The organism is Ottowia sp. VDI28, from assembly GCF_049532675.1.
Lineage (GTDB): Bacteria > Pseudomonadota > Gammaproteobacteria > Burkholderiales > Burkholderiaceae_C > Ottowia.
Map to the genome: position 1 here is coordinate 5,618,073 of NZ_CP149820.1, position 23,249 is coordinate 5,641,321.

Below are 23,249 nucleotides of genomic sequence, written 5' to 3' on the forward strand. Positions count from 1 at the left end.
GCGCCTGCGCGGGAATGACGGAAGCGAGCGAGCAACTACTGCTTGCGCAGCACCCAGGCATCCTGGTGATGCCAGAACCACGTAGGCGCGTGTCGCAGCACACGGTCTGCCCCGATATGGCGGGCAATCTGCATCTGCACGAATTTCTCGTCGGTAAAGGCAGTGCCATACTCTTGGGCATCAATGGCATTCGACTCGCTGGAAGGTGCGAAGAAAAAACCATCCGCATTCAAGGTAACGCCCTGGCGCCGAACGGCTTCCTCCCCATGCGTGGTAAACACCAGCAGACCACCCGGCGCCACGCAGTCGTACAAGCGCACCAGCCAGCGCGACCAGCTGCTTTCCGGCAGATGGCTGAACAGCGAGAGGACAAACACCACGTCGTAGCGCTCAGGACAAGCCAGGTCTTCGGGCCGCGCGGCTGAGAGGAAAGACTTGACCTGCAGCGTCTCGCGCGCGAAATCCACGGCGCCCGGCACGACGTCAGAGGCCGTCACCTTCTCTGCGCCAATCGCCTTCACGAGATGGCGCGTGAAGCGTCCGTGCCCGCTGGCGAACTCCAGGAAGCTCTGCACGCCCAGCAAGGGTTTGCCAGCGGACTCCAGCAGCAGCATCAGCTCGGCCAGCGTGCGCCATCCATCGGCCAGGTAGTCGCGCAAAGGATTGATGGAAGTGGGATGGCCGTCAAAGAAGCGGTAGATATCGTCTTCGGGCGAGATCTCGCAGTTCAGGCCCATCCACTCGCCGAAGCGGTCAGCCAGTTGGTGGCGCTCGATCAGGTTGTGGGCCGCCAGGCGTGTGCGCGCATCGGACCGGGCGGCACCCAGCAGCTTGGCAGCGGCCTCGCGGTCGCCGGCAGCCAGCAAGGCTTCACCGTGCTGCAGGAGGAAAATAGCGTTTTGTTCGGATGTCATTTCAATAGCAGGCTTCAAGCCCAATGGTGCGGCAGTTTCACGAGTCCCGGCATCAGCGTGGGCATGACAAAGCTGAAATGCATGAACTGATACCACTGGTCATACACCACCAGCCCGCTTTCATCGAACAGGTACGCGCTGATCACGTACTGGCCGCTGTGCAATGGCAGATTGGGAAAAGTAAGTACCGAGCGCCACATGCCTGGCTCGATCTCGGTCGGCTTGGCGTTCTCTTCGTGCGTGGCCAGCGAGGTGATCCCCACGCCGCGCGACTGCTCGATCATGAAGCCGATATTGGGGCATTCGCGGCCGTGGCCACGCACCGTGATGGTAGCCACCAGGTCACGGCTGTCCAGAAGCGGCGGATCGCCCTCGCCCAGGTTAGCAATGTCGACCGAGAGAATCGTGGCCGTGGCGTGGTGCTGCGCAGGCGGAGGCGCCGCAGGAGAACCATGGGGATCCGCCGCGGTGCTTGCCTCCTCGGCGGGAAAAATCATGGCCTCGGGGGCATGCGCATCGGTGCCTGCAGATGCGTGCGGCGGCGCGGACAGCAGCCGGGTGTGCATTTCATAAGCGCCCAGCACGGGCTCGGTTTCACCGAACTGCATGACCCGCCCGCCCTCAAGCCACAGCGCCACATCGCACAACTGGCGCACGTGATAGGGGCTGTGTGAGCAGAAAAGGATGGTGCACCCATTGCGCCTGAATTGCTCAATGCGCTGGATGCATTTTTTCTGGAAATGCTGATCACCCACCGCCAGCGCTTCGTCGATGATCAGCAAATCGGGCTCCACCGCCGTGACCAACGCGAAAGCCAGCCGCACGACCATGCCTGAAGAGTAGGTCTTCACGGGACGATCGATGGCATCGCCGATCTCGGCGAAGGCCAGGATCTCAGGCTCGATGCGTTCCATGTCGGCCTGGGAAATACCGATCAGGCTGCCACCGAAATAAAGGTTCTGGCGGCCCGTGAAATCAGGGTGAAAACCGGCACCCAGCTCCAGAATGGCCGTGATGCGCCCGCTGCGCGCGACCTGGCCTTGGGAAGGCTGCAGCGTACCGGTGATCAGCTTGAGCAGCGTACTCTTGCCGGCGCCATTGGCACCGACAACCCCCAGGCATTGTCCGCGCTGAAGCTCGAACGAGACATCGCGCAGCGCCCAATGACTGCGGTGCAGTGCTCGGCCCGTCAGCAGGGCCTTCAGGCGTGCGCGGGGAGAGTCGTAGACAAGGTATTCCTTGCTGACGTTGTGCAGACGCAGGGGAGTCGGTTCGGCGTGGTGGATCATGAGCGCGGCTCCCTCATAGCCAATCCACCAATTGATCCCTGCTGCGGGACACGGCCATATTGAGCAGCACCACCAAAACCAGCAGCCACACGCCCATCACCCCCCAGATTTCCAGCGCTGGCCATTCGCCTTTCAGCAAAGCCGATTGATAGCCCATGACTGGCGCCGACATCGGATTCAGCCAGAGCACCCAGCGCCAGCGCTCGGGGAACATCGTGGCAGGAAACAGCACGGGCGACAGAAAGACACCGATGGACAGTAGGAAGCCGATCACCTGGACCACATCACGCAACGCCGCCGCCAATACCGCCAGAAGATACGCCAGCAGAAAGCACAGCAGCACCTGCAGCACATACAGAGGCAGCACTGCCATCACGCCGCGGCCAAAATGGTGCGCCCCCATGTAGGCGGGCACCAGCAGCGCGATCAGCGGGGAAAATACCAAGCTGCTCGCCAGCACCGAACGGGCAGGGAAAATAGCCGGCGGAAGCGGGTTCTTCTGCAGCATGCCGCCCGCATCCAGCAGGCTGTTCATGCCCCGCTGCGTGGCGTCTGCAAAGGCCATCCAGGGCAGCATGCCCACGATCCGATAGGCACCCACGCGGTTGGTCGGCGCATGCTCACCCAGGCGCATGGCAAACACCACGTCAAATACAAGATAGTAGGCAAAAACGGTAAGCAGCGGGGGCAGCCAAGCCCATAAAATGCCGCCCACCGAGCCCGCATGGCGTGCTTCGAATTCGCGGCGGGTAAGCACGCCTACCAAACGGCGCAAGCTCCACAGGGAGCGAAGATCTTCGCTCAAACTACTCAATATATGCATTGCTAAGACTTGAGCTCACTCACCTTGCCGCTGCGCGGAGACTGGGGAAGAATCCAGATGCCAGACTTCCAGGGCAGGAAGTATACGCGTGAGACGCCGCCTGCCTGCCCCATTCACCGAAGCGGGTAGCGGGGGGTGGCATGGCTCTTGGAATGGGACCCTTTTTTTCATGCAGACAAAGAATGATCAGCTTCAGGCAAGAATTTATTTCCTCGACTACGCGCGGATTTTTGCATTCACAAGCGTTCTGATCGGGCACCTTTTCAATAAGGATCTCGAAGAACTGGCCGCCAACCAGGAAGTTCATGTTCTTTTCCGGCAATTGGCGGGTGCGATCCACTATATATGTGCGTTTGGTGGCGCGGGCGTGGTGGTCTTTTTCATCACATCGGGCTATATCATTACCCATGTCATCAGGAATGAAGCGCCGGTAGATTTCATCATCCGAAGAATATTCAGAATATATCCGCTATTCATATTTGCCACGATTACCGAGTTGTCTCTCGCTGCCGCTACTCAGAACACCGTATTTCCGGCATCACGGGAACTTATCCCCAGACTGCTCCTTATCGGGGATTTCACTGGCATTCCTTACGGCCTCGGAGGTGTTGAATGGACGCTGCGGATTGAATTGCTTTTTTATATCTTTATGACTATCCTGAAGGCGGCAGGTCTTCTCCGTCAGGAAAAATCAATACCTGCCTTCCTGTTCCTAGTGACTCTAGGTGTCTTCACCCTACCCACCTTCCCTAACTCCTTTGAATGGACTGATGGGTATTTCAATATATTCTTTCCGTTTCTTATTATCGGAGTTCTTTTTTATCACCTGGAGAATTTTGGCTTAAGGAGTTGGAGCTTCACTTTTTTTGTAGCGGCTATCTTTCTTGGCACGCTGCTCAGAACCCAAGCACTTCAACCCAAATTGATTGGAAACAACTTTGAACTGATCGCGTTGTTCACGTTTTGGGCCTTGTGGCTTTTTCGTAAAAGGATGCAAGGGCATCTGGTGGTCAGAACCCTTTCGGACATGACCTATGCCGTGTACCTTTTCCATCTCTGGTCTTGGGCTTATCTGGGCCAGTTTGTCGAGAAGTACGGCGTCGGCTTCATTCCCGACAGGCTACAGCGGCTGATTCTGCTGCTGGCCTTCTGCCTTCTTGCCACCAAGACCGTTGAGAAGTATGGGATCAAGCTGGGGCGCTTCGCCGGGCGGAAATTGAATGGCCGAGCACATGGCGCTTGACCCTCATTTCCGCATTCTTGCGAGCATCAATCCGCCAGGTGCCTACTTCTCCGCGGCGGGCTGCACCGACGCCGCAATGGCCTCAGCGTCGGGTTCTGCCCCCGCCTGAGCAGCATTCCACACCTCAGCGCGCGATTGGTTGAGCACCTTGGTGCGTGCCTGCTCCATCAACTCAGCCCGCTTGCTTGCAAAGTCTGCAGCCGATTTGGGTTCGCTGGCGGTGGCAGGTTGGGAGTCGTAAACCGATTGCGCATATTTTTCCAACTGTGCGGGCGTGGGCTCATTTTCCCTGGATTTTTTCGCCAGCCAGAGATCCGAAAGCGCATGCTGCTGCGCAAAAGTAACGGCTCTGGCCACTTCCGGCTGCTGATCAAGCCCCTGCTTCTTCGCCTGGGCTGCGAGGTTCTGGCGGATATAGATAGAAAGCGCCATCTGCTCGATGTTGCGGGGATTGGCGAAGAAGTTCTCGCGCTGCGATACGGGAACAATCACCTGGATCGCTGCCCGCACCTGGCCCAAGGTGACTTCCCCTGCCGGCCCCCGTAGCAGCACTGTGCTGTCCGAGGCGGCCTTCGTGGCACTTGCACTTGTTGCTGTGGAAGCAGGCGCTGCCGGAGCTGCTGGTTGCGCATAGGCATGGAGCGAGAAAGAGGCCGCGGCGGCCAACAACAGAGAGGAAAACCCCCGATACAAAATCATCGTCATTGCAACTTTCAGAGATCGAATTTTCGTGAATTTGTCCTCAGGTACTCACTCACGAAATCTGGAAATAAAACCTGAGTATGTCCAAATTGCAGGGGAAACCCTTTGGAACAAGGTACTCGATTTATAGGCCTGAGGCGGTTGGAAACCCCTGCTGGTGGGAGTCTGTATGGGTTGGAAAAGTTTCCCCACGCCGTCAATTCAAGCGATGGCCTGGCGCTTGAAGTATATACGCCCCAATTCTCGATAGATCCGCCATGTACTGCACTTAAATAGCAGCTGAATTTCAAAGTTCTCAACCAATAAAAAAAAGCGGGGTTTCCCCCGCTTTCAATTTCTGTAAGCTCCAGTCAGGCTGATCTTGCGAAACAGCCTGACACGGCTTCTGGCTAATTACTCGCCTGCAGGTGCCGGCGGCGTCACCACCGGAGCTGCAGTGGTCGGGCGCTTGTAGCGGTGCGTGATCGCATCGCCGTAGTTACCAACCATGTTACCCACAGCGGTGTTGAAGGTGTTGGCTGCGTAGCCAATCACCGGCAGACCACCAGCCGGCAGAGTCACGTTCATCCAGCCGGCGCCACCGCCGCCAGGCAGGGAGTCGTCTTTGATGGTGTTGACAGACAGTTGGCCGTTCAGCGCACGGGTGCGGTTCTCACCGAACTGCATCAGAGCCACTTCGCCGCAGAAGCCAGGCTGAGCACCAACCGGCACGCCAGGCGACCACTCACCGCCACCGAAGGTCACTTCAACGGTGGACTCTTCGCGGTTGTAAGCTTTGTAGCCCACGACGCCGGTCTTCAGGCACAGCATGTCGCCATAAGTGGCGTGACGCTGCTTCTCGACTTGAGCGGCCTTGTAGAACGCGTCGTCAGAGATCGAGTTGTGAACGATCGCACCAGTACCTGCTGCAGTGGTCCTGTAGTTGATGGCAGCGTGGTAACGACGGGTAGGTTGCGAGAACACCCAGTCGGTGGAGAAGTCCACACCACCGTCAGCACCGGCGGTCCATTCGTTCATCACAGCTTCAGCCGACAGAGCGTAGCTCAGAGCGGTCGATTGGCTTGCGGCGAACGAATGAGCCTTCACATAAGGCGTAGACAGGTCAGGCAAGTCGAACGGCAGGATCGGCAGGAGACCGGTCGTCGTGCCGCTACCACCGTTAGGAGTGGTCGTCAGCAGAGGATCTGCGGTTTCAGCGAACTGGTCTTGGCTAACACCAGACCAAACCACATCACCAGCAGCATAGGCCGGGAAGTTCGGGCTGGAAGCACCGATCTGCGGAGCGAAGAACAGACGAGCAGCAGCAGGAGCCGGAACGGTACCGCTGGTGTCCACAGCCACAATAGCGGAAGCGGGACCACCGTAGGAAGTCACGTTCTGGCTGTTGTAGATGGTCCAGTTACCCATCAGCTGACCGGTAGGAGCAGTCAGGCCATAGCTGGCTGCTGCTTCTTCGCTCAGGTGATTGTCGGAACGCATCAGGTAGTTCATGACCGACGACGTGCAAGGCGCCACGTTGTTCACGTGCTTGGTAGCCTCGTAGAGGGGCGTGCCTTCCGGAATGTCGGCCATGTTCAGCCACTCGACATAACCCTCTTGGGTATGCGCAGCTTGAGCGGCGGTATCCAGGAACTGATCCAGACGAGTGGTGGTGAAGGGCTGACCCAGGCCGCCGGTGTTGGCAGCGTTCGGGATGTTCGGCAGCACGCAGGTGTTGTCAGGCGTGATCAGGCGCGAACGGCCATCTGCGCCTTGCGACACGGAAGCAGTCCACACGTCGCCAGGAGACATGAGCACCGTGAAGTCAAACACGTCGTCCGAGTTGGCAGCGCCACGGAAACGCACTTTGACGGCCTTGCCGTTTTGGGTATCAGTGTTGACCACCGACAGCAGCGTGCCCGTGTTGTTGGTCGTGCTGAAGTAGGGGGTCACCAGAATGTGGCCAACGCCGGTGTCGTGAGCAGCGTTCAGCGTCTGCGCGACCGAGTTGTTCACATCACCCACCACCCACACAGCGTTTGCAGCGCCCGAGAACCCCAGGCCCCCAAGAGCGGCTACAGCGCCGAGTGCCAATAAGCTTTTCTTCATAGCTATGACTCCATTAAAAAGGTAATTGCAAGGACCAAGCCAGTTCTTGGAATGCTCGGTGATCGTAGCACGGCTTGGTTTAACGATTCAATCTGATTTTTCCTGCTCCTCACGAGACTGTTTTGTTTATGCAACAGTCTTGTGAGGCATCAGACACACTATGACACACCAGGGCTTGCTTCGAGCTTGGACCTGATCTCAGATCTTCTCGAAGAACCACCACTGGCCTTCGTCACGCACCCAAACCTCTTCATGATAGCCGGTAACTTCCGGAATGCTGCGCCTGTAGCGTGGAATCATGATCTCCGTGGTAAGGCGCACACGCACCTCACAGCGGGCGGCCTCACAGGTGGCTTCATGTATTTGAGCGCCTTTCCAGCGGCCAGCGGTACCGAAGCGGCGAATGTACTCCTCCGGTTTGACGACTGCGCGGAAGCCCGGCTGAGTGTAACCATAGGCCTTGACGAAATCCCGCTTGATCAATGCATTCCATCGCTCTTCGGCACGGGCGCGCACCTCTTCTTCAGGTGTCTTGGGGCCGAGGCTGGCGCATCCTGCCAGCAAGGCACCAGATACGAGCGCGGCTGTAGCCAGCAGGGTGCGGCGGCTCGGCAGGGTGGAAAAAGAGGCTAGATTCATAGAGTAGGAACTCCTCATTGAGAACGTTTGGTTGCGCCGAACGGCGAAAGACTCGGCAAGCCGGACGAGGTGAGACCTTGCATGCGGTCCCGAAGTTCACGGCTAATTGAACGGATGTCGTCGTCGGAGCGCACCACGCGCGGGGTGAACACGACCAGCAGCTCGGTGCGGCTGCTGTCTTTTTTCTGCGTGCCGAACAGGCCGCCGATGATGGGAATCGACGACAGGAGGGGTAAGCCGCTGCTGCCGCTGCTGGCGTTGTCCTTGATGAGGCCGCCCAGCACCACGGTTTCACCTGAGCGTACAGCCACCTGCGACTGGATTTGCCGCTGCGTGAAAGTGGGTTGCTGGGTGACGGTGTCAGTACTGCCAACGTCCGTCACCTGCTGATTAATATCCAGCGTGACCAGATCGCCCGCGTTGACCGACGGCGTCACGCCCAGCATCACACCGGTGTCCCGGTATTGGATATTGCCGGTGCTCGCAATGCCACCGGTAGTGATGTAGCCGCCCAAGTTGACCGGCTGCTGGGTACCCACGCTGATGTTGGCGGCGTGGTTATCCAATACCAACAGCGAAGGGCTGGAGATGACCTTGACGAGGGACTTGCTGGCCAGGGCGCTCAGCAACGCGGTGATGCCGCCTCCAGAGTTGCTGATGGCGTAGGTGAAGCCCGTACCTGCCGTCACGCTGGGGAAGCTGAAACTGGTAGATCCGGACGGCAGTGCGATACCAGAGCCGGTACCTGAGCCGTTGTTGATGATGCCCGAACCTCGGTAGCCATTGCCAAAACCATTGTTGAAAGCCCACTGCAGGCCATACTGCAGGCCATCACCCAGCGTCACTTCGACAATGGTGGCCTCAATGAGTACCTGGGCACGCTGGACGTCCAACCGCTTCAGGGTAGTTTCTATGCGGTCATACTCAGACGGCTTCGCATGGATGAGCAAAGTGTTGTTGATGCGGTCGGCCATGACACGCACCGACTGGCCCAGCATGGTGGTACCGCTGACGGACGGTTGCTGCTGGTTGGTAGGCACGTTGCGGTTCAGGGAGTTGGCGCCGAAAGCGTTCCCCCCGCCAAAGGAACTACCGAACCCGCTGGAACTGGTGCTGGAATTGCCAAAGATCGAGCGGGAGTTGCTCCCAAAACCGCTGGAATTGTTGGCCGTACCGCTGGAGGCGGTGCCCAGACCCGGCGCGACGCCCGTGGCGCCCGTAGCGGTGTTGCCCGTGGCCGGGGTGCCGCCATAGATGCCATTGAGCAACTCGGCCAGGTGATCGGCGGAGCCGTTCTGCACCTTGTAGACGAACAGCTGCGGCTCGGCACTGTTCATATTAGGGCGATCGAACTGCTCGATCCAGTAGCGGATTTCGTCGAGATAGGCCGCGCGGGGAGTCACGACGAGCACGGCGTTGATGCGATCAACGGGCATCACGCGCACTGCGCCGAAGAGCGGGCTGCCCTCGCCCAGGGCATTGCCCCCGATGACGGGGCCGGAGCCAGCCCCGGCCGCGCCAGCCGCACCAGCGGCGGAGGGAACGGCGCCCGGCCGGGCGCCAGGTGCTTGCGCCGCGCCCCGGACGCCACCCCGGCCTGCTGAGGCTGCCGTCGCCGCGGACACCACGCCCGCAGCGGAAGCGCCGCTCGTAGGCATGGTGCCGGAGAGCATTTGCAGCGCGGCTTGCACCTCTTCAGGCGAAGTGTGCTTGAGCGGAAATACGCCGACCGACATGCCGCGCAGGATATTGATGTCGAAGGTCTTGACCAGATCAAGCCAGCCCTCGGCCTCGGCGCGGGTGCCCTTCATGATGAGCACGTTACGCATGTTGTCCACGCGCACGATCGAGTCCGATTTGACCATCGGCTGCAGGATATTGGCCATTTCCTGGGCGCCGAGGTATTCCAGCGGAATGACAATGGCCCCGTATCCGGGAGCAATTTTTCCGTTCTCCGGCAGGCGGGGTGTGGAGACGATGGTACTCAGCGCGTCAGGCGTGCCTACGTGGTAGGTGCCGCGCGAATCGCGCGCCATGACGACGCCATTGATCTGCAGCGCGCTTTCGAGCAGGTTGAAAGCCTTGTCGGCATCAATGGGCCCGCGCGTCACGAGCGTAATCGAGCCTGGCAGCGGCGGGTGAACCACATATTCGACCTTGAGCAGGTCGCGCAGCATCACCTGGACCACCTCGGCCGTGGGCGCATCCTGGAAGTTGAAACTGGTGGCCGGTCCCTTGATGGTGGTGGGCCCTTTGTTGCCCGCTTTCAACAGTTGATCGTTGCCACGGATGACGATGGGTTCGGCGTCGGAAGCGTCCTGCTGGGGTTTGGGTGCAGCTTTTCTCTCGGCCGCCGAGGCGGCAGACCACTGAGGCAGTGGCGCAGCGGCCTGCTCGGCCGGCGCTTCAGGCGCTGGCGCGGGCGGAGTGACACAGCCCGCCAGCAGCGCGAGCACAACCAGTGAGAGAGTGGAACGTTGTAGATGCATCTGTAAACCTATCAATATCTTGCAGGAGGAGCCTCAGGGGCCCCAACTCCCCATGGGTGCCGACGCTTTGCCGCCTGGCGGCTCGCTGGGCTTTGCGGCAGGGCGAGCGGGAGCAGGTGCCGCCGTGGCTGGCTTGGGCGGAGGAGGCCGGCTTTTGGAGCCAGAGGGCGGTGCGGGGGGTTTGCCGGCCCTGGGCGGGGCGGCACGAGCTCTGCCGGCCGCATCCTTGCCACCATCGCCTGACGCCGACAGTGGAAGGGGCACCACTCGCTTCTCATCGCCTTTTTCAAAGGTAGCCTGGCTGCTGCCGATATCGCGCAGGGTCCATTCGCCGATCTGCTCCCCGCTGCGGATGAAACGCGACTCGCCTTCGACTTCGGCCAGGACACCGCGCAGCGTAGGCCCATCGATGGTGCCAAGCATCTTGAGCTTGTCCAGCGCTACGGGCGGCGGCGGCGGTACCTCGGCGCCTTCAGCGGCGGAAGCGGCCGGTGAAGGACGCCGGGAAGATGAGAACAATGGCCGGGCAGCGATCTGCGGAAATTCTGCCGAAATATCCGGGCGCGGACCAAGCAATGCTGCGCGGGCGTCGTTCAGGTTGGGCGGCTGGGCGGCGGGGGGCGTCCATCGAGTGGAACGGCCAGGGCCGAACCACAGCAGCGCCAACGCGACCGCCAACAACACATTGAGCCCCAGGAGCAAAGAAGTGACTCTTTTGTTCATGACTGCACCTTCAGTACGAACAAGTTGAGTTGGGTCGTGATGCTTTGCTGTTGCGTTCGCGCAGGCTGGCTGGAGAGCTGAATACTTTCGCTGAAGATCACAGGCTTCTGCTCGGCGGCCATATCACGCAGAAGATCGCGCAGAGCGGTCATATCACCCTCCACGCGCAAATTGAGGCCGATCCGCAAAAAGCCCCCTTCCTCGCGCGCGGGCAACACCTGGCTGCTGGATACCTGCAAGCCGCGGGAGGCCATGGCGGTGCGCAAGCGCTGCAGCGCATCATTGCCCGCCTGCGCAGGATCGCTCTCTGGGCCATAAGCGAGGCGGGCCAGGTTGACAGATAGCTCTTTCTCCGTCGCCTTCAAGCGCTCGCCGCTATCGCGCAGCCCGGCCAAACGGGCATAGCGAGGCTCCAACTGCTCCATCGTACTGGTTGCCCAGTGGTGTTTGGCCGCCACGAAGCCGATGCCGGCGATGAGTACAGCAGCCAGCACGGCGGCGGCGATCAGCAGCCAGACATGCTCGGGGCGCAGGGCCTTGGGGGATCTCAGGCTCATTTGGCACTCCCCGTGCGCAATAGGCCATACACACCGGGATCGAGGGTGATTTCAAGCACGAAGGCTTCTTTCTTGCTGTTGCCCACGCGGGTGGCGGGGGATGGCGAGCGCACCTCGCCAACGCCGCGCTGCTTGCCCAGGCTGCGCACCAACGCGGCAGTGTCGTCGGCCATGCCGTTGATCACGACCTTGGTGCCCTCCATGCGAAGGGTCGACAGCCATGCCTCATCAGGAAGCGTGCGTGTGAGCATATCGAGCACAGGCAAGGGCGCGAGTTGCTGCTCGGCCATCTTGGCGATGGCCTGCAGGCGCTCGGTCTGCTTGACCATCTGTTCGCGCTGGGCCAGCTGCGGCTTGGCCTGGGCATTGAGCGCATCGAATGCCTGTTGCGCTTGAATGGCTTTCAGCCGGGTTTGAGCGGTGGGCGTGACAGCCAGTGCGCCCAGCAACAGCAGTGCCACCAGCAGCAAACCGCCTCTTAGGCTGAGACCGCGTGTGGTGAGGCGCCGCCGCTCGGTGCCGCCATACCTCTCAAATATAAGAGGTGCGAAAGCTTGCGACGCGCCGGCATGGCCATTCAACACGTTACCCGGCAGCACCCAGACTTCCGGCCCGGCTTCGCCGCCGGGCGCAGAGGCTGTTTGCCGAGCCGCCTGTTGAAGGCGTTTTTCGATTTCCTGGGTGGACGTCAAGGCCACATCCACGGCCAGGGTGCCGTCAGGCCCTGGCACGGCAGTGAATGCGCTGGCCGTGCGCTCAGGGGGAATGGGGTCATGGCCGCGACTTCAAGCGCGACGGCGCGCGCCAGATCAGCACGGCCCAGTTGCGGCAGCATCAACTGACGGCGCAGCACCTGCTCGGGCAGCAACTCGATGGCCCGTACGCCGTGGGGATCATCACCCTCGGCGGCACGGGCCACGCCGTGGGCCATGTCCCAGGAACTGTTCTGGCCGTTCGCCTGTGTCAGTTCCACGCGTACGGAGGGAGTCAGCCAGCGCAACGCCCTCGAACGCAGCAGCCATTCGCCCGCCGCGGCCCATTGGCTCGGCCACTGACCGACGTCCAGGCCGAAGAAACGAGTTTGATCAGGGCTTGATGCAAGCATGAAGTTGAAAGTAAGCGCGCCTGGGTTTCTAGGGCGACGATGAAGACAGAATCCGGCGCGTGGCGGAAAACACGCGCCATGGTTCGCCGGAGGGGGTTGCGGTTAAGCCGACGTAACGCGCCAAAAGCAGTATTCTGCCTTCTTCCAGGGGCACTTTGACCGAAATCCGGTATTGATCGGCGGCACCGCGTGAAACAAAGGACTGATTAAGTGTCGACGTGTCGACGCCCACCCCTTGATTGGAACGGCTTTCGGCAATCGCGGAGGCCCGTCCCATGTCGCCGTCAGCCAACACCGCGAGCACCTCAGGAGGGGCCGCCAGCGGATTCACCCCGCCGCCGCGCCCAACCGTGGTGAAAAGGGAACGCACACGCGCATACAAAGCGTAATCAAAGCCGGGAACCAGGAGCAGATCCTCCACGGATTCGAAAAGGTACGTGCTCCCGCCTTCAGCCCGCTCACTACGCCATTGCACCACGGCATTCGCCAGCGCTTCAGCGGCCGATGCATTCATGCCTCCAGCCGTCTTGAACGCTGCGGCAAGCAAGGCCGGGCTCGCACCATTGAGAGGAATCAGCCCATCGAGCGGCATCACCTCTACGTCCATGCCAACGCCTCCGAATTCCTGGGAAACCTGAGTTACACCGCGCGGGCGCTCGGCGCTGACCTGCAAGGCTTGCAGCGTCAGCGCCACAGCGGCCTCCCCGAGCGCCTGGCCGGTGACTTCATCGCGTTGCGTACCCGCCACACGAATCTGCTGACGCACCGTTTGCGCCATGCCAACCACCAGCAGACTCAGGGCAGCCACGATCCAAAGCACGGCGACCAAGGCCATACCGGAGTGGCGGCGATGCAAGCTCCTATCCATAATCACGGCCCCCAAGCCCCTATTGAGCCGGAGACATCCCCCGCGGCGAGCCCGCGCACGGCCACCACGATAGGGGGCCAAGGAGGCTCGGCGCCATGGACCGTGGCCTCAATGGCCTGGGGCAGTACGATGCCTGGCCGCGGCTCCTGCGGCGGCCAGGCCTGCAGCCACTGGAGACTCTCTGGGTCGAGATAGCGCAGGTCGAAGGCCGCGACCGGCTCGGCGACGACCTGCGCGCTGGCGCTGCCCCAATCGGTAAACGTGGAAGCGCCGTTCCAGGGCGCATAGCGCAGCACCAGTTGATGCCCCTCTTGCGCCAGGTGCATGTAGTGGCGTCCGCCCACACCGAAGCGTGCGGGCATGACACCGATCCATGACAAGGAATTCGAAGATGCTTCGAAAAAAATGGCTGGCTGGCTGGCATTGCCGCCCGTGCTCGCAGCGCCGGGCAACCGCCGGATAGACACCTCGCTGAGCACGGAATTCAGCAGGTTGCTGGCCACGCGAAAGCGGTCCGCCGTATCGATGCGCCGCTCGATGCCTTCGCTGGTGTCGCTCATGGCGCGCATGGCGCCGGTGAGGCCGAGCATGAGAAGAGACAGTAGGGCCAGAGCAATAAGGACTTCGACGAGGGTGAAACCGTTATTTTTTTCTTCCTTTTGACATGGGCGATCATGCACCCCTCGCCTCTTTCATCCGTCATTCCCGGATGGCCGGCCCCCGCGCAGGCGGGAATCCAGGAGCGTTGGAGAGGCTGTACTGGATTCCCGTCTGCGCGGGAATGACGGAAGGAAAGGCAGGCTCTCACCAAAAATAAACGTGGGCTCATAGCCGCCCTCCCGCCTGGGGACGGCGCTCGGGACGCAGCGTGGACAACTCATAGCTGCGCGTGTTGCTGCCATCCCCCCATTGCACGACGATCCGCAATTCGTGCAGGCGCGCTGCGCGCCCGTCGTTGTTGGCAGGCGTGGGATGAGGCGCGCTCTGCACCGCCCAGGTGTAGCCGGCGGTCTCACCAGTGGCGCGAATGCCATCGGGCGGCGTGATCTGGTAGGCGGAGAGCAGCGATTGGGCCAAGGTCATGGCCCGCTCCTGGCTGGTAAGCTGGCCGGCTTGGCGAGCGTTGTTCCCCATGACCCGGTACAGCATGCCCAGCGCGATGGCCATGATGGCAAAGGCCACCAGGATTTCAAGCAGCGAGAAGCCCTTGGCGCGGCGACGGCCAGAAACCGGCAGACGAAAGCTCATGGCCCTACCGGCTCCTGCTCAACCCGGCCCGAGAACCAATCCACGCGCAGCCGCACCCCGGTTCCAGAGGCACGCAACAGATCGACGCTGCCGCCGCTGGCGCCGCCGCTGGGCATGAAACGGATGGCCATTTCGCCATTCGCGCCGGATTCCTGCTGAGCCATGACGGCACGCATCTGCAAGGGCTCAGGCACGGTGTGCTGGGTGCGGCCTTCGACACCGAAACTGCGCTGCTGGACATTGACGGCAAAGCGCACCTCGGCGCCCTCGCTTTGGGCGAGGTACCGCGCTGTGCGCATGTCGGTCAGGACAGCGCGCACCGTGTCCCGGTACTGGGCAGACTCGTTCAAGCGGTTGAAGGCAATAGGCACGAGGCCGACGAGCAAGGCCATGAGGGCCATGACGACCATCAGCTCGATGAGGGTGAAGCCGGAGGTTTTGAGTTGGCGGCTCATGGCAAAAAAGGCCCTGCTACCGGAAGCGCCGTGAAAGCCCTCACCGGAAAGGCCGGCCCCGCCCAACCCTCTCCCAGAGGGAGAGGGAGTAAGACCCGGCGCATAGGCCCGCAGATGTTCAAGCTCAGTTCACGTTCCGCACGTCGGCGTTTTCGCTTTCGCCGCCGGGTGCGTTGTCGCCGCCGAGCGAAAGGATCTCGATGCCGCCATTGGGGCCGGGGTTGGCATAGCGGTAGGGGTTGCCCCACGGATCATTGGGCACGCCGCCTTTGAGGTAGGGGCCATTCCAGCCATTGGCCGAGCCAGGTTTGGTGATGAGCGCCTGCAAGCCTTCGGCATTCGTGGGATAGCGGCCAGTGTCGAGCTTGTAGATTTCAAGCGCCTTGTCAATGTCGGCAATCTGCAGCGCGGCCGTCTTCGATTTGGCGCCGCCAAGCTGATTGAGCACGCGCGGCCCCACGATGCCTGCCAGCAACGTGAGGATGGCCAGCACGACCAGCAGTTCAATCAAGGTAAAGCCCCGGCTGCGGCGCTGAAGGGGGCAGACAGGGATTTCTGCATGAATGAAGGGCGGCGCAGCGCAAGTGCTTTCATGGCGCTTTTCTCTCTCGTTAAAAAGTTATCGGGCAAGATCGTTGACGGACAGGATGCCAAGCAAAATGGAAACAATAATGGCAGCGATCAATATGCCCAGTACCAAAATGAGGACCGGCTCCAGCAAGGTCAGCGCGCGCTTGATGCCGGTTTCCACATCGCGGTTCAGGATATCGGCCAACTCAGTCATCATAGGGCCGATGCGTCCCGTCTCCTCTCCCACTCTGACCAGGTTCACAGCCAAAGGTTCAAACACCTGGGTGGACTGCATGGCGGCCACCATGCGCGTGCCCTCCTTCACCATGGGCGCCATTTTGGCCAACGGCTCACGCAGGCGCGCATTGCCTACGGTTTCAGTGGCGATATGCAGGGCGGTGAGCAATGGCACGCCATTGCCCAGCAGGGTGCCAAGCGAACGGGCAAAGAGCGTAAGCTCATACTTATGCAGCAGAGGCCCCAGCACCGGCAGCCCCAGCAGCCAGTTCTGCCACTTGGCCCGGCCGGCCGGTGAGCGCAGCCAGCGCAGAAACAGCCAGCCGATCAGCAGGACGACCGGCAGCAATACCGGCCCATAGCTCCTGAAGCCGTGGCCCAGCATCATGACGATGCGGGTCGGCAGAGGCAGCGCATCGCCCATGTCCTTGAACAGTTGTTCGAACTGCGGCACCACGAAGCCGAGCATGACCACGAGCGAGATCACCGCCACGCCAGCCAGAATGGCCGGGTACAGGGTGGCCGAAACGACGCTCTCGCGCAGGGCACGCAGCCGCTCCATGTGCGCCACCAGGCGCTCCAGCACCTGGGACATCTGGCCGCTGGCCTCGCCCGAGCGCACCATGTTGATATAGAAATCGCCAAAATGCTCGCGGTGCGCGGTGAGCGCGCGGCTGAACGGTGCCCCGCCCTTCACATCTTCCAGAACGGTGTCGAGCAGCGCGCGCACGCTGGGCTTGTGGCTCATCTCGATCAGCACGCGCAGCGCGTTGTCCAGCGCCAGACCGGCGCGCAGCATGATCGACAGCTCGGTGGTCAATGTGAGGATGTCGGCGGCCTTGACCGGGCTTTTATCGACCCGCACCTTGGCCGCACGCAGGCCGGATGATGATGCTGAGGCACTGACCGGCAACGCCGCGGCATCGTCCACACGGATGGGTGTCAGCCCCCGCTCGCGCAGCTGGCGCAGCACGGCGGCGCTTGCCGTGGCCTCCGTGCGGCCTTCGACCAGTTGCCCATTGGCCTGGGCGGCACGCCAGACGAACTCAGGCATCGCTCTGGTCCTGCGTCACGCGCAGCACCTCGTCCAGGCTGGTCGCGCCGGCAGCCACCTTGCGCAAGCCGTCGTCGTAGAGGGTGTACATGCCGGCCTGGATGGCCAGTTGCTGGAGGGCGCTGGCATCCAGCCCCCGCAGGATGCCGCTGCGCATGTCTTCGTCCACTACCAGCAGCTCATGGATGCCGGTACGGCCCAGGTAGCCGGTACCGCGGCAATGATCGCAGCCCTTGGCTTCGTAGATGGGTTCGCCTGCGGGCAGGAACCTGCCCAGGCCGGAGCTTTGCAGCAGCTCGGGCTTGGGCTGTACCGCCGTACGGCAATGCGGGCAGAGGCGGCGCACCAGCCGCTGCGCCAGCACCCCGTTCACGGTGGAAGTGATGAGGTAGCGCTCGACGCCCATGTCCTGCATGCGCACCACGGCGCTGGCCGCGGTATTGGTGTGCAGCGTGGAGAGCACGAGGTGGCCGGTCAGTGATGATTGCACGGCGATCTGCGCTGTTTCGCCGTCCCGCATTTCCCCGATCATGATGATGTCCGGGTCTTGCCGGAGGATCGAGCGCAACGCGTTGGCGAAGGTGAGGTTGATCTGCGAGTGCACCTGGATCTGGTTGATACCCTCGAGCTGGTATTCAACCGGATCCTCCACGGTGATGATTTTCTGCGTGGTCGAATCAAGCTTGGCCAGCGCCGCATAGAGCGTGGTGGTCTTGCCCGAACCGGTAGGACCGGTGACCAGCAGAATGCCGTGCGGGCGCGCGATAAGCTGGTTGAAGCGGCCCAGGGTGTCTTTGGCGAAACCCATGTCTTCCAGGCTGAAACGCACGCTGGCACGGTCCAGCACCCGCATGACCACGCTCTCGCCGTGCACGGTAGGCACAGTGGAAACGCGCAGGTCGAGTTCGCGGCCTTTCACGCGGGTCTTGATACGGCCGTCTTGCGGCAGGCGGCGCTCGGCAATATCCAGATGCGCCAGCAGCTTGACGCGCGAGCTGACGGCAGCGCCCAGGCGCGCGGGCACGGTTTCGCCAGGCAGCAGAACGCCATCGACCCGGTAGCGCACATGCAGGCCGTCGTCGAAGGGCTCCAAGTGAATATCGGAGGCACGCAGCTCGATGACGCGGCCGATGATGGCGTTGACCAGGCGGATGACCGGCGCTTCGCTGGCCAGATCACGCAGGTGTTCCACGAAATCGCCGGCATCGCCCTCGAGTTCGCCGCTGTCATCGTCTTCGTCGTTGGCGGGCGCCTCTTCCATGAAGCGCGTAAGCGCCTTGTCGATGTCGCTGGGCACGCCGACAGACGGGTGCACCGAAAGACCGGAGGTAAGCCGCAGTGCCTGGAGCACGAAGGCATCCTGCGGCGCGGCCATGACCACCTCGAGCCGGCCATCCTCCGCGCGCAGCGGCAGTACATGGTGCGTTTTCAGGAAATCCGGCAGCAGGCCTTCGGCCTCCGGCATGAGATCAGGAAACGCCTCGGCGGTGACAAAAGGCAGCTCCAGGTGCTCAGACAATGCGCGGGCGGCGTCCAGCTCGGACACGAGGCCCAGGCTGACCAGCACCCGATCGAGCGAGCCACCCATCTCCCGCTGCGCCGCCATGGCGCGCTCGAGATCGCGGGCGCTGAGTTTACCGGCGCGCACCAGGATGCTGCCAAAGCGCTGCCAGGGATCAGCCGGTACGCTGCCAGCCTCCAGCGTGGGCTCCGCGGGCGGCTCAAGGGTGGATGAACGGTTCATGCAAATGGATCAACGGCCGCAGGAGCGGCAAACGCGCAATGCTAGCACTGGATAGTGATGGCCCGGAGATGAGTCAGATTCGTGGGAAATAGTTCAAGTTCAGCCTCCGTCATCCCCGGGCCTGGTTCAACGCCTGCGCCAACGCGGCCACGCTCTGCACGCCGAGCTTGCGGTACACCTCCTGCATCTGGTTGCGCACCGTGGCGGGCGCACGGCCCAAGCGCTGCGCAACCTGCTTGTGCGTGAGGCCCTGGGCCATCAGTTCCGCAGCTTCCCGCTGGCGGGGAGGCAGGCGGTCGGCCGCGCAGAGGGCGCGCAGCCGTATGAACAGCAGATCTTTGCGTACGCGATGCATCGCGGCGAAGGTTCTGCCTACGAAGGGCTCCGGCCGCGCCCGCATCCATTCCATGAGCGCTGAGGGGAGCCGGCCGCCCTGGCCGGTTCTGCCGAACTCGGCGCGCAGCATTTCCTCGCAGCCCGGTGTGGCGTAGTGGACGACGCCCCGTGCATCGGCAATGGCCGCCTCAAGGGAGGCATCGCCGGGCAACAAGGACACGCTGTCAAGATACCTGGCCCGGTTATGGCTCAACCCCTGCATCAAATGCGGAGATAGCTGCGTAAGCCAGCCCACCTCCTCGGAACGGCAATGTTGATCAATATCGGCCCGGAACAAGGAAAACCACTGGGTGGCGCCCGAGTGCTGGTCGGTGGCGGCCGTAATGAAGACGTTTTCGTGCCCGTGACGGCGCTGCCATTCGCGATAGTCATCCCACCGGGCGCCTCCATCGAACCACGAGGGACTGTGAAAGCCCTTGGTGACCTGCGGTTCGCCAGTCACCAAGGCAGCTGACGTATCCAGATGCTTGACCGCCTCGTATTCCACGATCATGTCGGGCGACTGCTGATGCAGATGAATGGTGTGGATGTCGATACCCACGCCATCGAGGAAAGTGGCCGTGCCCCACATCGCGCCGTCGAAAGGCAGTAGCGGCTTGATGATGCCGAGCGCCGTGTCCTGATAGCTCTCCAACGAAGTTTCGGCCGACGCGCGGTAGAGCCGGAGCAAAAGGGCGCTGAAAACATCGAATCTCTCGTCACGCATGGGCAAGCATGGTTTCTATGTCTCTATTCTTTATTAGCGTGGAGGCTTCAATTGATGGCCCCTTGGAGAGTCAAGGATAGTGCATTTGCATCATTTTGTTTATTTCGTGTCAGAAATATGGTTGGGTGGTCTCTTTTTTTAACTTCTCGAAGTCCATGACCATGAATCATTCCCGCGTTTTTCGTCCCTTGTTGCTGGCCGCCTTGATTGCCAGCCTGAGCGCCTGCGGCGGTGGGGGCGATGGCAACGATTCCAGCGGTGGCACCGGCGGCGGCACGGAGCAACCGGCGGGAACGCTTGCGAGTTATGCCGGCCAGTACGATCTGCAGACCGAAGACGGCACAGTGCTCAGCATCACGGTAGACCAGAATGGCCGTGTGACTTCCTGTGGCGCAGCCTACACATGCGAAGGCACGCTGGCGCTCAAGCCGGGCGGCCGGGAAGCCAGTCTCACGCTCTCCGGCAGTGATGGCCAGGGAGCCGCAGGTTTGCGCGTGAGCCTGGACGCCAGCATTGATGCCGCCGGAGGCGTGACGGGCACCTGGGCCGCGCAATCCAGCGAAGGCAATTCAAGCGGCAAGCTTACCGGCCAGAAAAAACCGAGCGGCACGGGCACGGGCGGTGGCGCCTCGGCCACCCTCGCCTCCTTCGCGGGCCAGTACAACCTGCGTGCGGACGAGGGTGTGACGCTGCAGTTCACCGCAGGCAATGATGGCTCCATCAAGTCGTGTGTGGGCGAGGTGGTCTATGCCTGCAACGGGAGCATCACCCTGGATGCGGGCGGCCAGGGCGCCAGCTTCACCGTATCGGGCAACGACGGCGAGCAGCCTATCGATACGCGTGTGACGCTCAACGGCAAGATCGACCTGCAGGGCAACGTGACGGGCTCCTACAGCGGCACCTCCCAGTCCGAGGGCAGCTTCAGCGGCACGCTCTCCGGCACACGCGAAGGCGCCCCTTCCACCACCCCTCCAGGCTCAGCCCAAGGTTGCGCCACGCTGGCGGGCACATGGACGAGCCCGCAATCCGGGACCTGGGTTTTCAGCGGCAGCAAGGCTGTGCTGACATTGGACTCGATCAACTATGGTCCCAGGGCTCAGCAGATCACTGAACTGGCGCTGTCCTCCTGCGCCTCCAGCGTGCTCCAGTACAAGATTGTCAGGGCTGCGCTGATCAACACGGTGGATCCAAGCTTCGCCTACGACAAGAAGCCCGGCAGCGCGGGCGTGGACTGGAACAAGAGCTACTCCCAACCCTATACGCTGAGCGGAAGCCGCCTCACGATCGTCAACGACATCTATACGAAGCAGTAGGCGCCAGAAGGTTCCCCAAACTCCCGGCCCCTGTCCAGTCAGGCGCCGGGAGTTTTTTTATTCCGGAGCCGGCGAACCGCCCGGATAGCACTGGAATAGTGCAACTGCATCATTTTGTTTTTCTTGCAACGGAAATATGGTCAAGTGGTTTTTAGTTATCTCTTTTTTAAATCATGACCATGAACCGCGCTGTATTCACCGGCCCCCTGCGCCGTCTCGTCCGCGTTTGTGCCGCCGCCGCCTGCCTGACCCTGGGCACCACGGCAGTGGCTGCTCCGTACTGGACTGGCTACAGAGGCACCATCCAAAATTCGAACATTCCGGACATTACCAATGGCCTGCAATACACCGTCAACTTCATTTTTGACAACGGCGGCACATCCGCCGCCAGCCAGACCTGGGGCAAGGCGCACTTGAAGTGCGTGGTCTGGCGCTTCAACGTGAACAGTGAAAACAGCGAGGACGTTCGCTTTTTCGTGCAGGATTTGACCAAGCCGGGAGCCAACTGGAACGCGACAGGCCAGATTCAGACCAATGGCGCGGGCGGCATGACCTCGATGTACACCCAGGCGGGCACCTACAACCTTCCGGGCACGACCGGAGCCGGGGCCGGCAGATTCACCGACCTGAGCCCGACACCTGTCGAGCCGTATTGGGGAATCCCCGAGACCGCCGTGGATGGCGCTGTGTTCATCGCGGGCGCGGTAGCCGGAACCTACACCGACATTTTCGAAGATGCCAGCGGGGGGACTACGGGGATTTCCACAGCGGTCAACCGGTGGCGGCCTGTGGAAGCCTTTCCTGGCTGGGGTTATGGACCGGCCATGCCTGGCTGTGCCGGACCCAACGACCCTCGCCCGCCCGTCAATACCGTAGCGTCTGTGCCGGCACTGGAACTCCCCGGCTTGGCGCTTCTGGGCTTGGCCGCCGCCGGCCTGGGCGCATGCCGTCTGCGCCAGCGCCGCAAGAGCCGTTAAGCCACGGCTACCCCGCCATCCGCAAGGCTTCCACCAATTCCGCCGCGTTGCTTACCTCCAGCTTGCTGTAAATCGAGCGTATCTGGTTGCGCACAGTGGCGGGAGAGCGCTGGAACCGCGCCGCAATCTGTTTGTGTGTGTGTCCTTCAGCAATGAACCGGGCCACGGCACGTTCGCGTGGCGAGAGGCTGTCAGCCGCACAGCGGGAGCGGGCCTGCAGCCACAACAAGCCGTGCCGGGCGTGCAGCACGATTACAACGGCGTGTGCCAGCAGGCAGGCTTCACCACGCTGCGCGGCGGCCAGCACCGGGTCAGGGAGTAAAGGACCCCGCCATGCTGGCCACTCCATACGCAAAGCCTGTTCGAAAGCGGCATCCATATGATCAATCATGCCGCGCGGGTCGGCGAGGGCAGAGCCCTTGGTCACGCCGCCCGGCACACGGGGAAGCCGATTCAGGTGAGCGAGGCGGTTGAATTCCAGCGCTTGCTGCACGTGAGGCATCAGGGTGGCCAGGCGGCTGCGTTCGTTTTCCGTACCGTGGGCTCCAGGGTCTGCGCGAAAAAGAGTGAGCCAGCGTGTGAAGCTTGTGCAGTGGTCGAATGTGCCGCCGATAAAGAAGTGCGACTGCTCGAAGCGCCGCCCATAGTCCAACAGGGCGCGCTGGTGCTTGCCGCTGAACCAGGCACGGGCATCGAAGGCCATGGTTTGCGCCGGATGGCGGGTCACGGCTTGCGCAGCGGTATCCAGGTGCTTCACTTCCTCGTAGGCCTGCAGCATTTCCACGGGTTGCCGATGCAGATGGAGAGTGTGAACGTCGATGCCGCCCGCTGTCATGGTGGCCGAGCCCCACATGGCGGAGTCGAACGGCAGGACAGGCTTGATGATGCCTAGCGCTTCGTCTTGAAAGCGATCAATGGGCTGCTCGTGCGCCAAGCGGTACAGGCGCAACAGCAAATCGCTGTAATCGGTAGAGGCGTGCATGCGGAAGAGCGTGCGAAGCTGAAGGCGGTATTTCGTTACGTAAATGTAACAAAACCGCCTCGACCGGTCTCGGTACCTCTTTTGCCTCGGCCATACGCCAACCTCTTCGCCAGCCCTCTTCCTCGGG

General features: G+C 61.8%; 23 protein-coding genes. 3 read left to right on the forward strand and 20 right to left on the reverse strand.

The annotated features are described in order from the left end of the window. Positions 1-35: 35 nt before the first annotated feature. From WJU18_RS26655 to WJU18_RS26665, 3 genes are read right to left on the reverse strand one after another with little or no spacing between them, the layout of a single operon-like run. Positions 36-914, reverse strand: a complete 879-nt coding sequence (locus WJU18_RS26655) for an SAM-dependent methyltransferase (protein ID WP_423456963.1) — start codon at positions 912-914, stop codon at positions 36-38. 14 nt (positions 915-928) lie between these two features. Continuing rightward, positions 929-2,203, reverse strand: a complete 1,275-nt coding sequence (locus WJU18_RS26660) for an ABC transporter ATP-binding protein (RefSeq protein ID WP_423456965.1) — start codon at positions 2,201-2,203, stop codon at positions 929-931. A 13-nt stretch (positions 2,204-2,216) separates the two neighbouring features. Next, entirely contained in the window at positions 2,217-3,017 is an 801-nt protein-coding gene (locus WJU18_RS26665; protein WP_423456966.1) for an ABC transporter permease, read from the reverse strand. A 97-nt stretch (positions 3,018-3,114) separates the two neighbouring features. Here WJU18_RS26665 and WJU18_RS26670 point away from each other — a divergent pair, with 97 nt between their 5' ends. Next, entirely contained in the window at positions 3,115-4,269 is a 1,155-nt protein-coding gene (locus WJU18_RS26670; RefSeq protein ID WP_423456968.1) for an acyltransferase family protein, read from the forward strand. A 42-nt stretch (positions 4,270-4,311) separates the two neighbouring features. Here WJU18_RS26670 and WJU18_RS26675 read toward each other — a convergent pair whose 3' ends face one another. The 16 genes from WJU18_RS26675 to WJU18_RS26750 all read right to left on the reverse strand — a co-directional run bounded on the left by WJU18_RS26675 (position 4,312) and on the right by WJU18_RS26750 (position 19,850). Continuing rightward, positions 4,312-4,974, reverse strand: a complete 663-nt coding sequence (locus tag WJU18_RS26675; protein WP_423456970.1) for a hypothetical protein — start codon at positions 4,972-4,974, stop codon at positions 4,312-4,314. A 390-nt stretch (positions 4,975-5,364) separates the two neighbouring features. Then, positions 5,365-7,059: a hypothetical protein gene (locus WJU18_RS26680; protein WP_423456972.1), complete on the reverse strand. Its 1,695-nt coding sequence runs from the start codon at positions 7,057-7,059 to the stop codon at positions 5,365-5,367. A gap of 198 nt (positions 7,060-7,257) precedes the next feature. Continuing rightward, a complete protein-coding gene (locus WJU18_RS26685; RefSeq protein WP_423456974.1) occupies positions 7,258-7,698 on the reverse strand; it encodes a hypothetical protein in 441 nt (146 codons plus the stop codon). Between the two features lie 14 nt (positions 7,699-7,712). Next, entirely contained in the window at positions 7,713-10,187 is a 2,475-nt protein-coding gene (gene gspD, locus WJU18_RS26690; protein ID WP_423456975.1) for a type II secretion system secretin GspD, read from the reverse strand. Between the two features lie 33 nt (positions 10,188-10,220). Then, complete coding sequence (locus WJU18_RS26695; RefSeq protein ID WP_423456977.1) at positions 10,221-10,910, reverse strand: hypothetical protein; 690 nt, start codon at positions 10,908-10,910, stop codon at positions 10,221-10,223. Further along, complete coding sequence (gene gspM / locus WJU18_RS26700; protein WP_423456979.1) at positions 10,907-11,467, reverse strand: type II secretion system protein GspM; 561 nt, start codon at positions 11,465-11,467, stop codon at positions 10,907-10,909. Before gspM ends, WJU18_RS26695 begins: the two co-directional genes overlap by 4 nt. Beyond that, positions 11,464-12,198 (reverse strand): PilN domain-containing protein, encoded by a 735-nt coding sequence (locus tag WJU18_RS26705; protein WP_423456981.1) that lies wholly within the window; start codon positions 12,196-12,198, stop codon positions 11,464-11,466. The genes gspM and WJU18_RS26705 overlap by 4 nt, the downstream gene beginning before the upstream one ends. After that, on the reverse strand, positions 12,156-12,572 hold the full coding sequence (locus WJU18_RS26710) for a hypothetical protein (protein ID WP_423456983.1): 417 nt from the start codon (positions 12,570-12,572) through the stop codon (positions 12,156-12,158). Before WJU18_RS26710 ends, WJU18_RS26705 begins: the two co-directional genes overlap by 43 nt. A gap of 28 nt (positions 12,573-12,600) precedes the next feature. After that, positions 12,601-13,428 carry a general secretion pathway protein GspK gene (locus WJU18_RS26715; protein ID WP_423456985.1) on the reverse strand — a complete coding sequence of 276 codons (828 nt, stop codon included), beginning with the start codon at positions 13,426-13,428 and terminating at the stop codon, positions 12,601-12,603. A 14-nt stretch (positions 13,429-13,442) separates the two neighbouring features. Beyond that, positions 13,443-14,120: a prepilin-type N-terminal cleavage/methylation domain-containing protein gene (locus WJU18_RS26720; RefSeq protein ID WP_423456987.1), complete on the reverse strand. Its 678-nt coding sequence runs from the start codon at positions 14,118-14,120 to the stop codon at positions 13,443-13,445. Between the two features lie 145 nt (positions 14,121-14,265). Next, entirely contained in the window at positions 14,266-14,688 is a 423-nt protein-coding gene (locus tag WJU18_RS26725; protein WP_423456989.1) for a type IV pilus modification PilV family protein, read from the reverse strand. Beyond that, on the reverse strand, positions 14,685-15,143 hold the full coding sequence (locus WJU18_RS26730) for a pilus assembly FimT family protein (RefSeq protein WP_423456991.1): 459 nt from the start codon (positions 15,141-15,143) through the stop codon (positions 14,685-14,687). Before WJU18_RS26730 ends, WJU18_RS26725 begins: the two co-directional genes overlap by 4 nt. 124 nt (positions 15,144-15,267) lie before the next feature. Next, on the reverse strand, positions 15,268-15,708 hold the full coding sequence (gene gspG, locus WJU18_RS26735; protein ID WP_423461103.1) for a type II secretion system major pseudopilin GspG: 441 nt from the start codon (positions 15,706-15,708) through the stop codon (positions 15,268-15,270). A 54-nt stretch (positions 15,709-15,762) separates the two neighbouring features. Next, on the reverse strand, positions 15,763-17,004 hold the full coding sequence (locus WJU18_RS26740; RefSeq protein WP_423456993.1) for a type II secretion system F family protein: 1,242 nt from the start codon (positions 17,002-17,004) through the stop codon (positions 15,763-15,765). Then, positions 16,997-18,748, reverse strand: a complete 1,752-nt coding sequence (gene gspE, locus WJU18_RS26745) for a type II secretion system ATPase GspE (RefSeq protein WP_423456995.1) — start codon at positions 18,746-18,748, stop codon at positions 16,997-16,999. The genes WJU18_RS26740 and gspE overlap by 8 nt, the downstream gene beginning before the upstream one ends. A 109-nt stretch (positions 18,749-18,857) precedes the next feature. Beyond that, positions 18,858-19,850, reverse strand: coding sequence for a helix-turn-helix transcriptional regulator (locus WJU18_RS26750; RefSeq protein WP_423456997.1), 993 nt, complete (start codon positions 19,848-19,850; stop codon positions 18,858-18,860). Between the two features lie 161 nt (positions 19,851-20,011). On the opposite strand from WJU18_RS26750, the gene WJU18_RS26755 reads away from it, so the two are divergent. Further along, entirely contained in the window at positions 20,012-21,163 is a 1,152-nt protein-coding gene (locus tag WJU18_RS26755) for a hypothetical protein (protein WP_423456999.1), read from the forward strand. A gap of 179 nt (positions 21,164-21,342) precedes the next feature. Then, positions 21,343-22,140: a hypothetical protein gene (locus tag WJU18_RS26760; protein WP_423457001.1), complete on the forward strand. Its 798-nt coding sequence runs from the start codon at positions 21,343-21,345 to the stop codon at positions 22,138-22,140. Between the two features lie 7 nt (positions 22,141-22,147). Here the strand turns inward: WJU18_RS26760 and WJU18_RS26765 are convergent, their stop codons facing one another. Beyond that, the gene (locus WJU18_RS26765; protein ID WP_423457003.1) at positions 22,148-23,122 is read right to left on the reverse strand and encodes a LuxR C-terminal-related transcriptional regulator; all 975 of its coding nucleotides are present in this window, start codon (positions 23,120-23,122) and stop codon (positions 22,148-22,150) included. Between the last annotated feature and the right edge of the window lie 127 nt (positions 23,123-23,249).

Bases quoted from the DNA above. Each gene is read 5' to 3' on its own strand.
- WJU18_RS26725 (WP_423456989.1), bottom strand. From the start codon at position 14,688: ATGAGCTTTCGTCTGCCGGTTTCTGGCCGTCGCCGCGCCAAGGGCTTC.
- WJU18_RS26765 (WP_423457003.1), bottom strand. From the start codon at position 23,122: ATGCACGCCTCTACCGATTACAGCGATTTGCTGTTGCGCCTGTACCGC.
- WJU18_RS26710 (WP_423456983.1), bottom strand. From the start codon at position 12,572: ATGCTTGCATCAAGCCCTGATCAAACTCGTTTCTTCGGCCTGGACGTC.
- WJU18_RS26675 (WP_423456970.1), bottom strand. From the start codon at position 4,974: ATGACGATGATTTTGTATCGGGGGTTTTCCTCTCTGTTGTTGGCCGCC.
- WJU18_RS26655 (WP_423456963.1), bottom strand. From the start codon at position 914: ATGACATCCGAACAAAACGCTATTTTCCTCCTGCAGCACGGTGAAGCC.
- WJU18_RS26730 (WP_423456991.1), bottom strand. From the start codon at position 15,143: ATGAGCCGCCAACTCAAAACCTCCGGCTTCACCCTCATCGAGCTGATG.
- WJU18_RS26685 (WP_423456974.1), bottom strand. From the start codon at position 7,698: ATGAATCTAGCCTCTTTTTCCACCCTGCCGAGCCGCCGCACCCTGCTG.
- WJU18_RS26760 (WP_423457001.1), top strand. From the start codon at position 21,343: ATGAACCGCGCTGTATTCACCGGCCCCCTGCGCCGTCTCGTCCGCGTT.
- WJU18_RS26695 (WP_423456977.1), bottom strand. From the start codon at position 10,910: ATGAACAAAAGAGTCACTTCTTTGCTCCTGGGGCTCAATGTGTTGTTG.
- gspM (WP_423456979.1), bottom strand. From the start codon at position 11,467: ATGAGCCTGAGATCCCCCAAGGCCCTGCGCCCCGAGCATGTCTGGCTG.
- gspE (WP_423456995.1), bottom strand. From the start codon at position 18,748: ATGAACCGTTCATCCACCCTTGAGCCGCCCGCGGAGCCCACGCTGGAG.
- WJU18_RS26740 (WP_423456993.1), bottom strand. From the start codon at position 17,004: ATGCCTGAGTTCGTCTGGCGTGCCGCCCAGGCCAATGGGCAACTGGTC.
- WJU18_RS26750 (WP_423456997.1), bottom strand. From the start codon at position 19,850: ATGCGTGACGAGAGATTCGATGTTTTCAGCGCCCTTTTGCTCCGGCTC.
- WJU18_RS26755 (WP_423456999.1), top strand. From the start codon at position 20,012: ATGAATCATTCCCGCGTTTTTCGTCCCTTGTTGCTGGCCGCCTTGATT.
- gspD (WP_423456975.1), bottom strand. From the start codon at position 10,187: ATGCATCTACAACGTTCCACTCTCTCACTGGTTGTGCTCGCGCTGCTG.
- WJU18_RS26680 (WP_423456972.1), bottom strand. From the start codon at position 7,059: ATGAAGAAAAGCTTATTGGCACTCGGCGCTGTAGCCGCTCTTGGGGGC.
- WJU18_RS26660 (WP_423456965.1), bottom strand. From the start codon at position 2,203: ATGATCCACCACGCCGAACCGACTCCCCTGCGTCTGCACAACGTCAGC.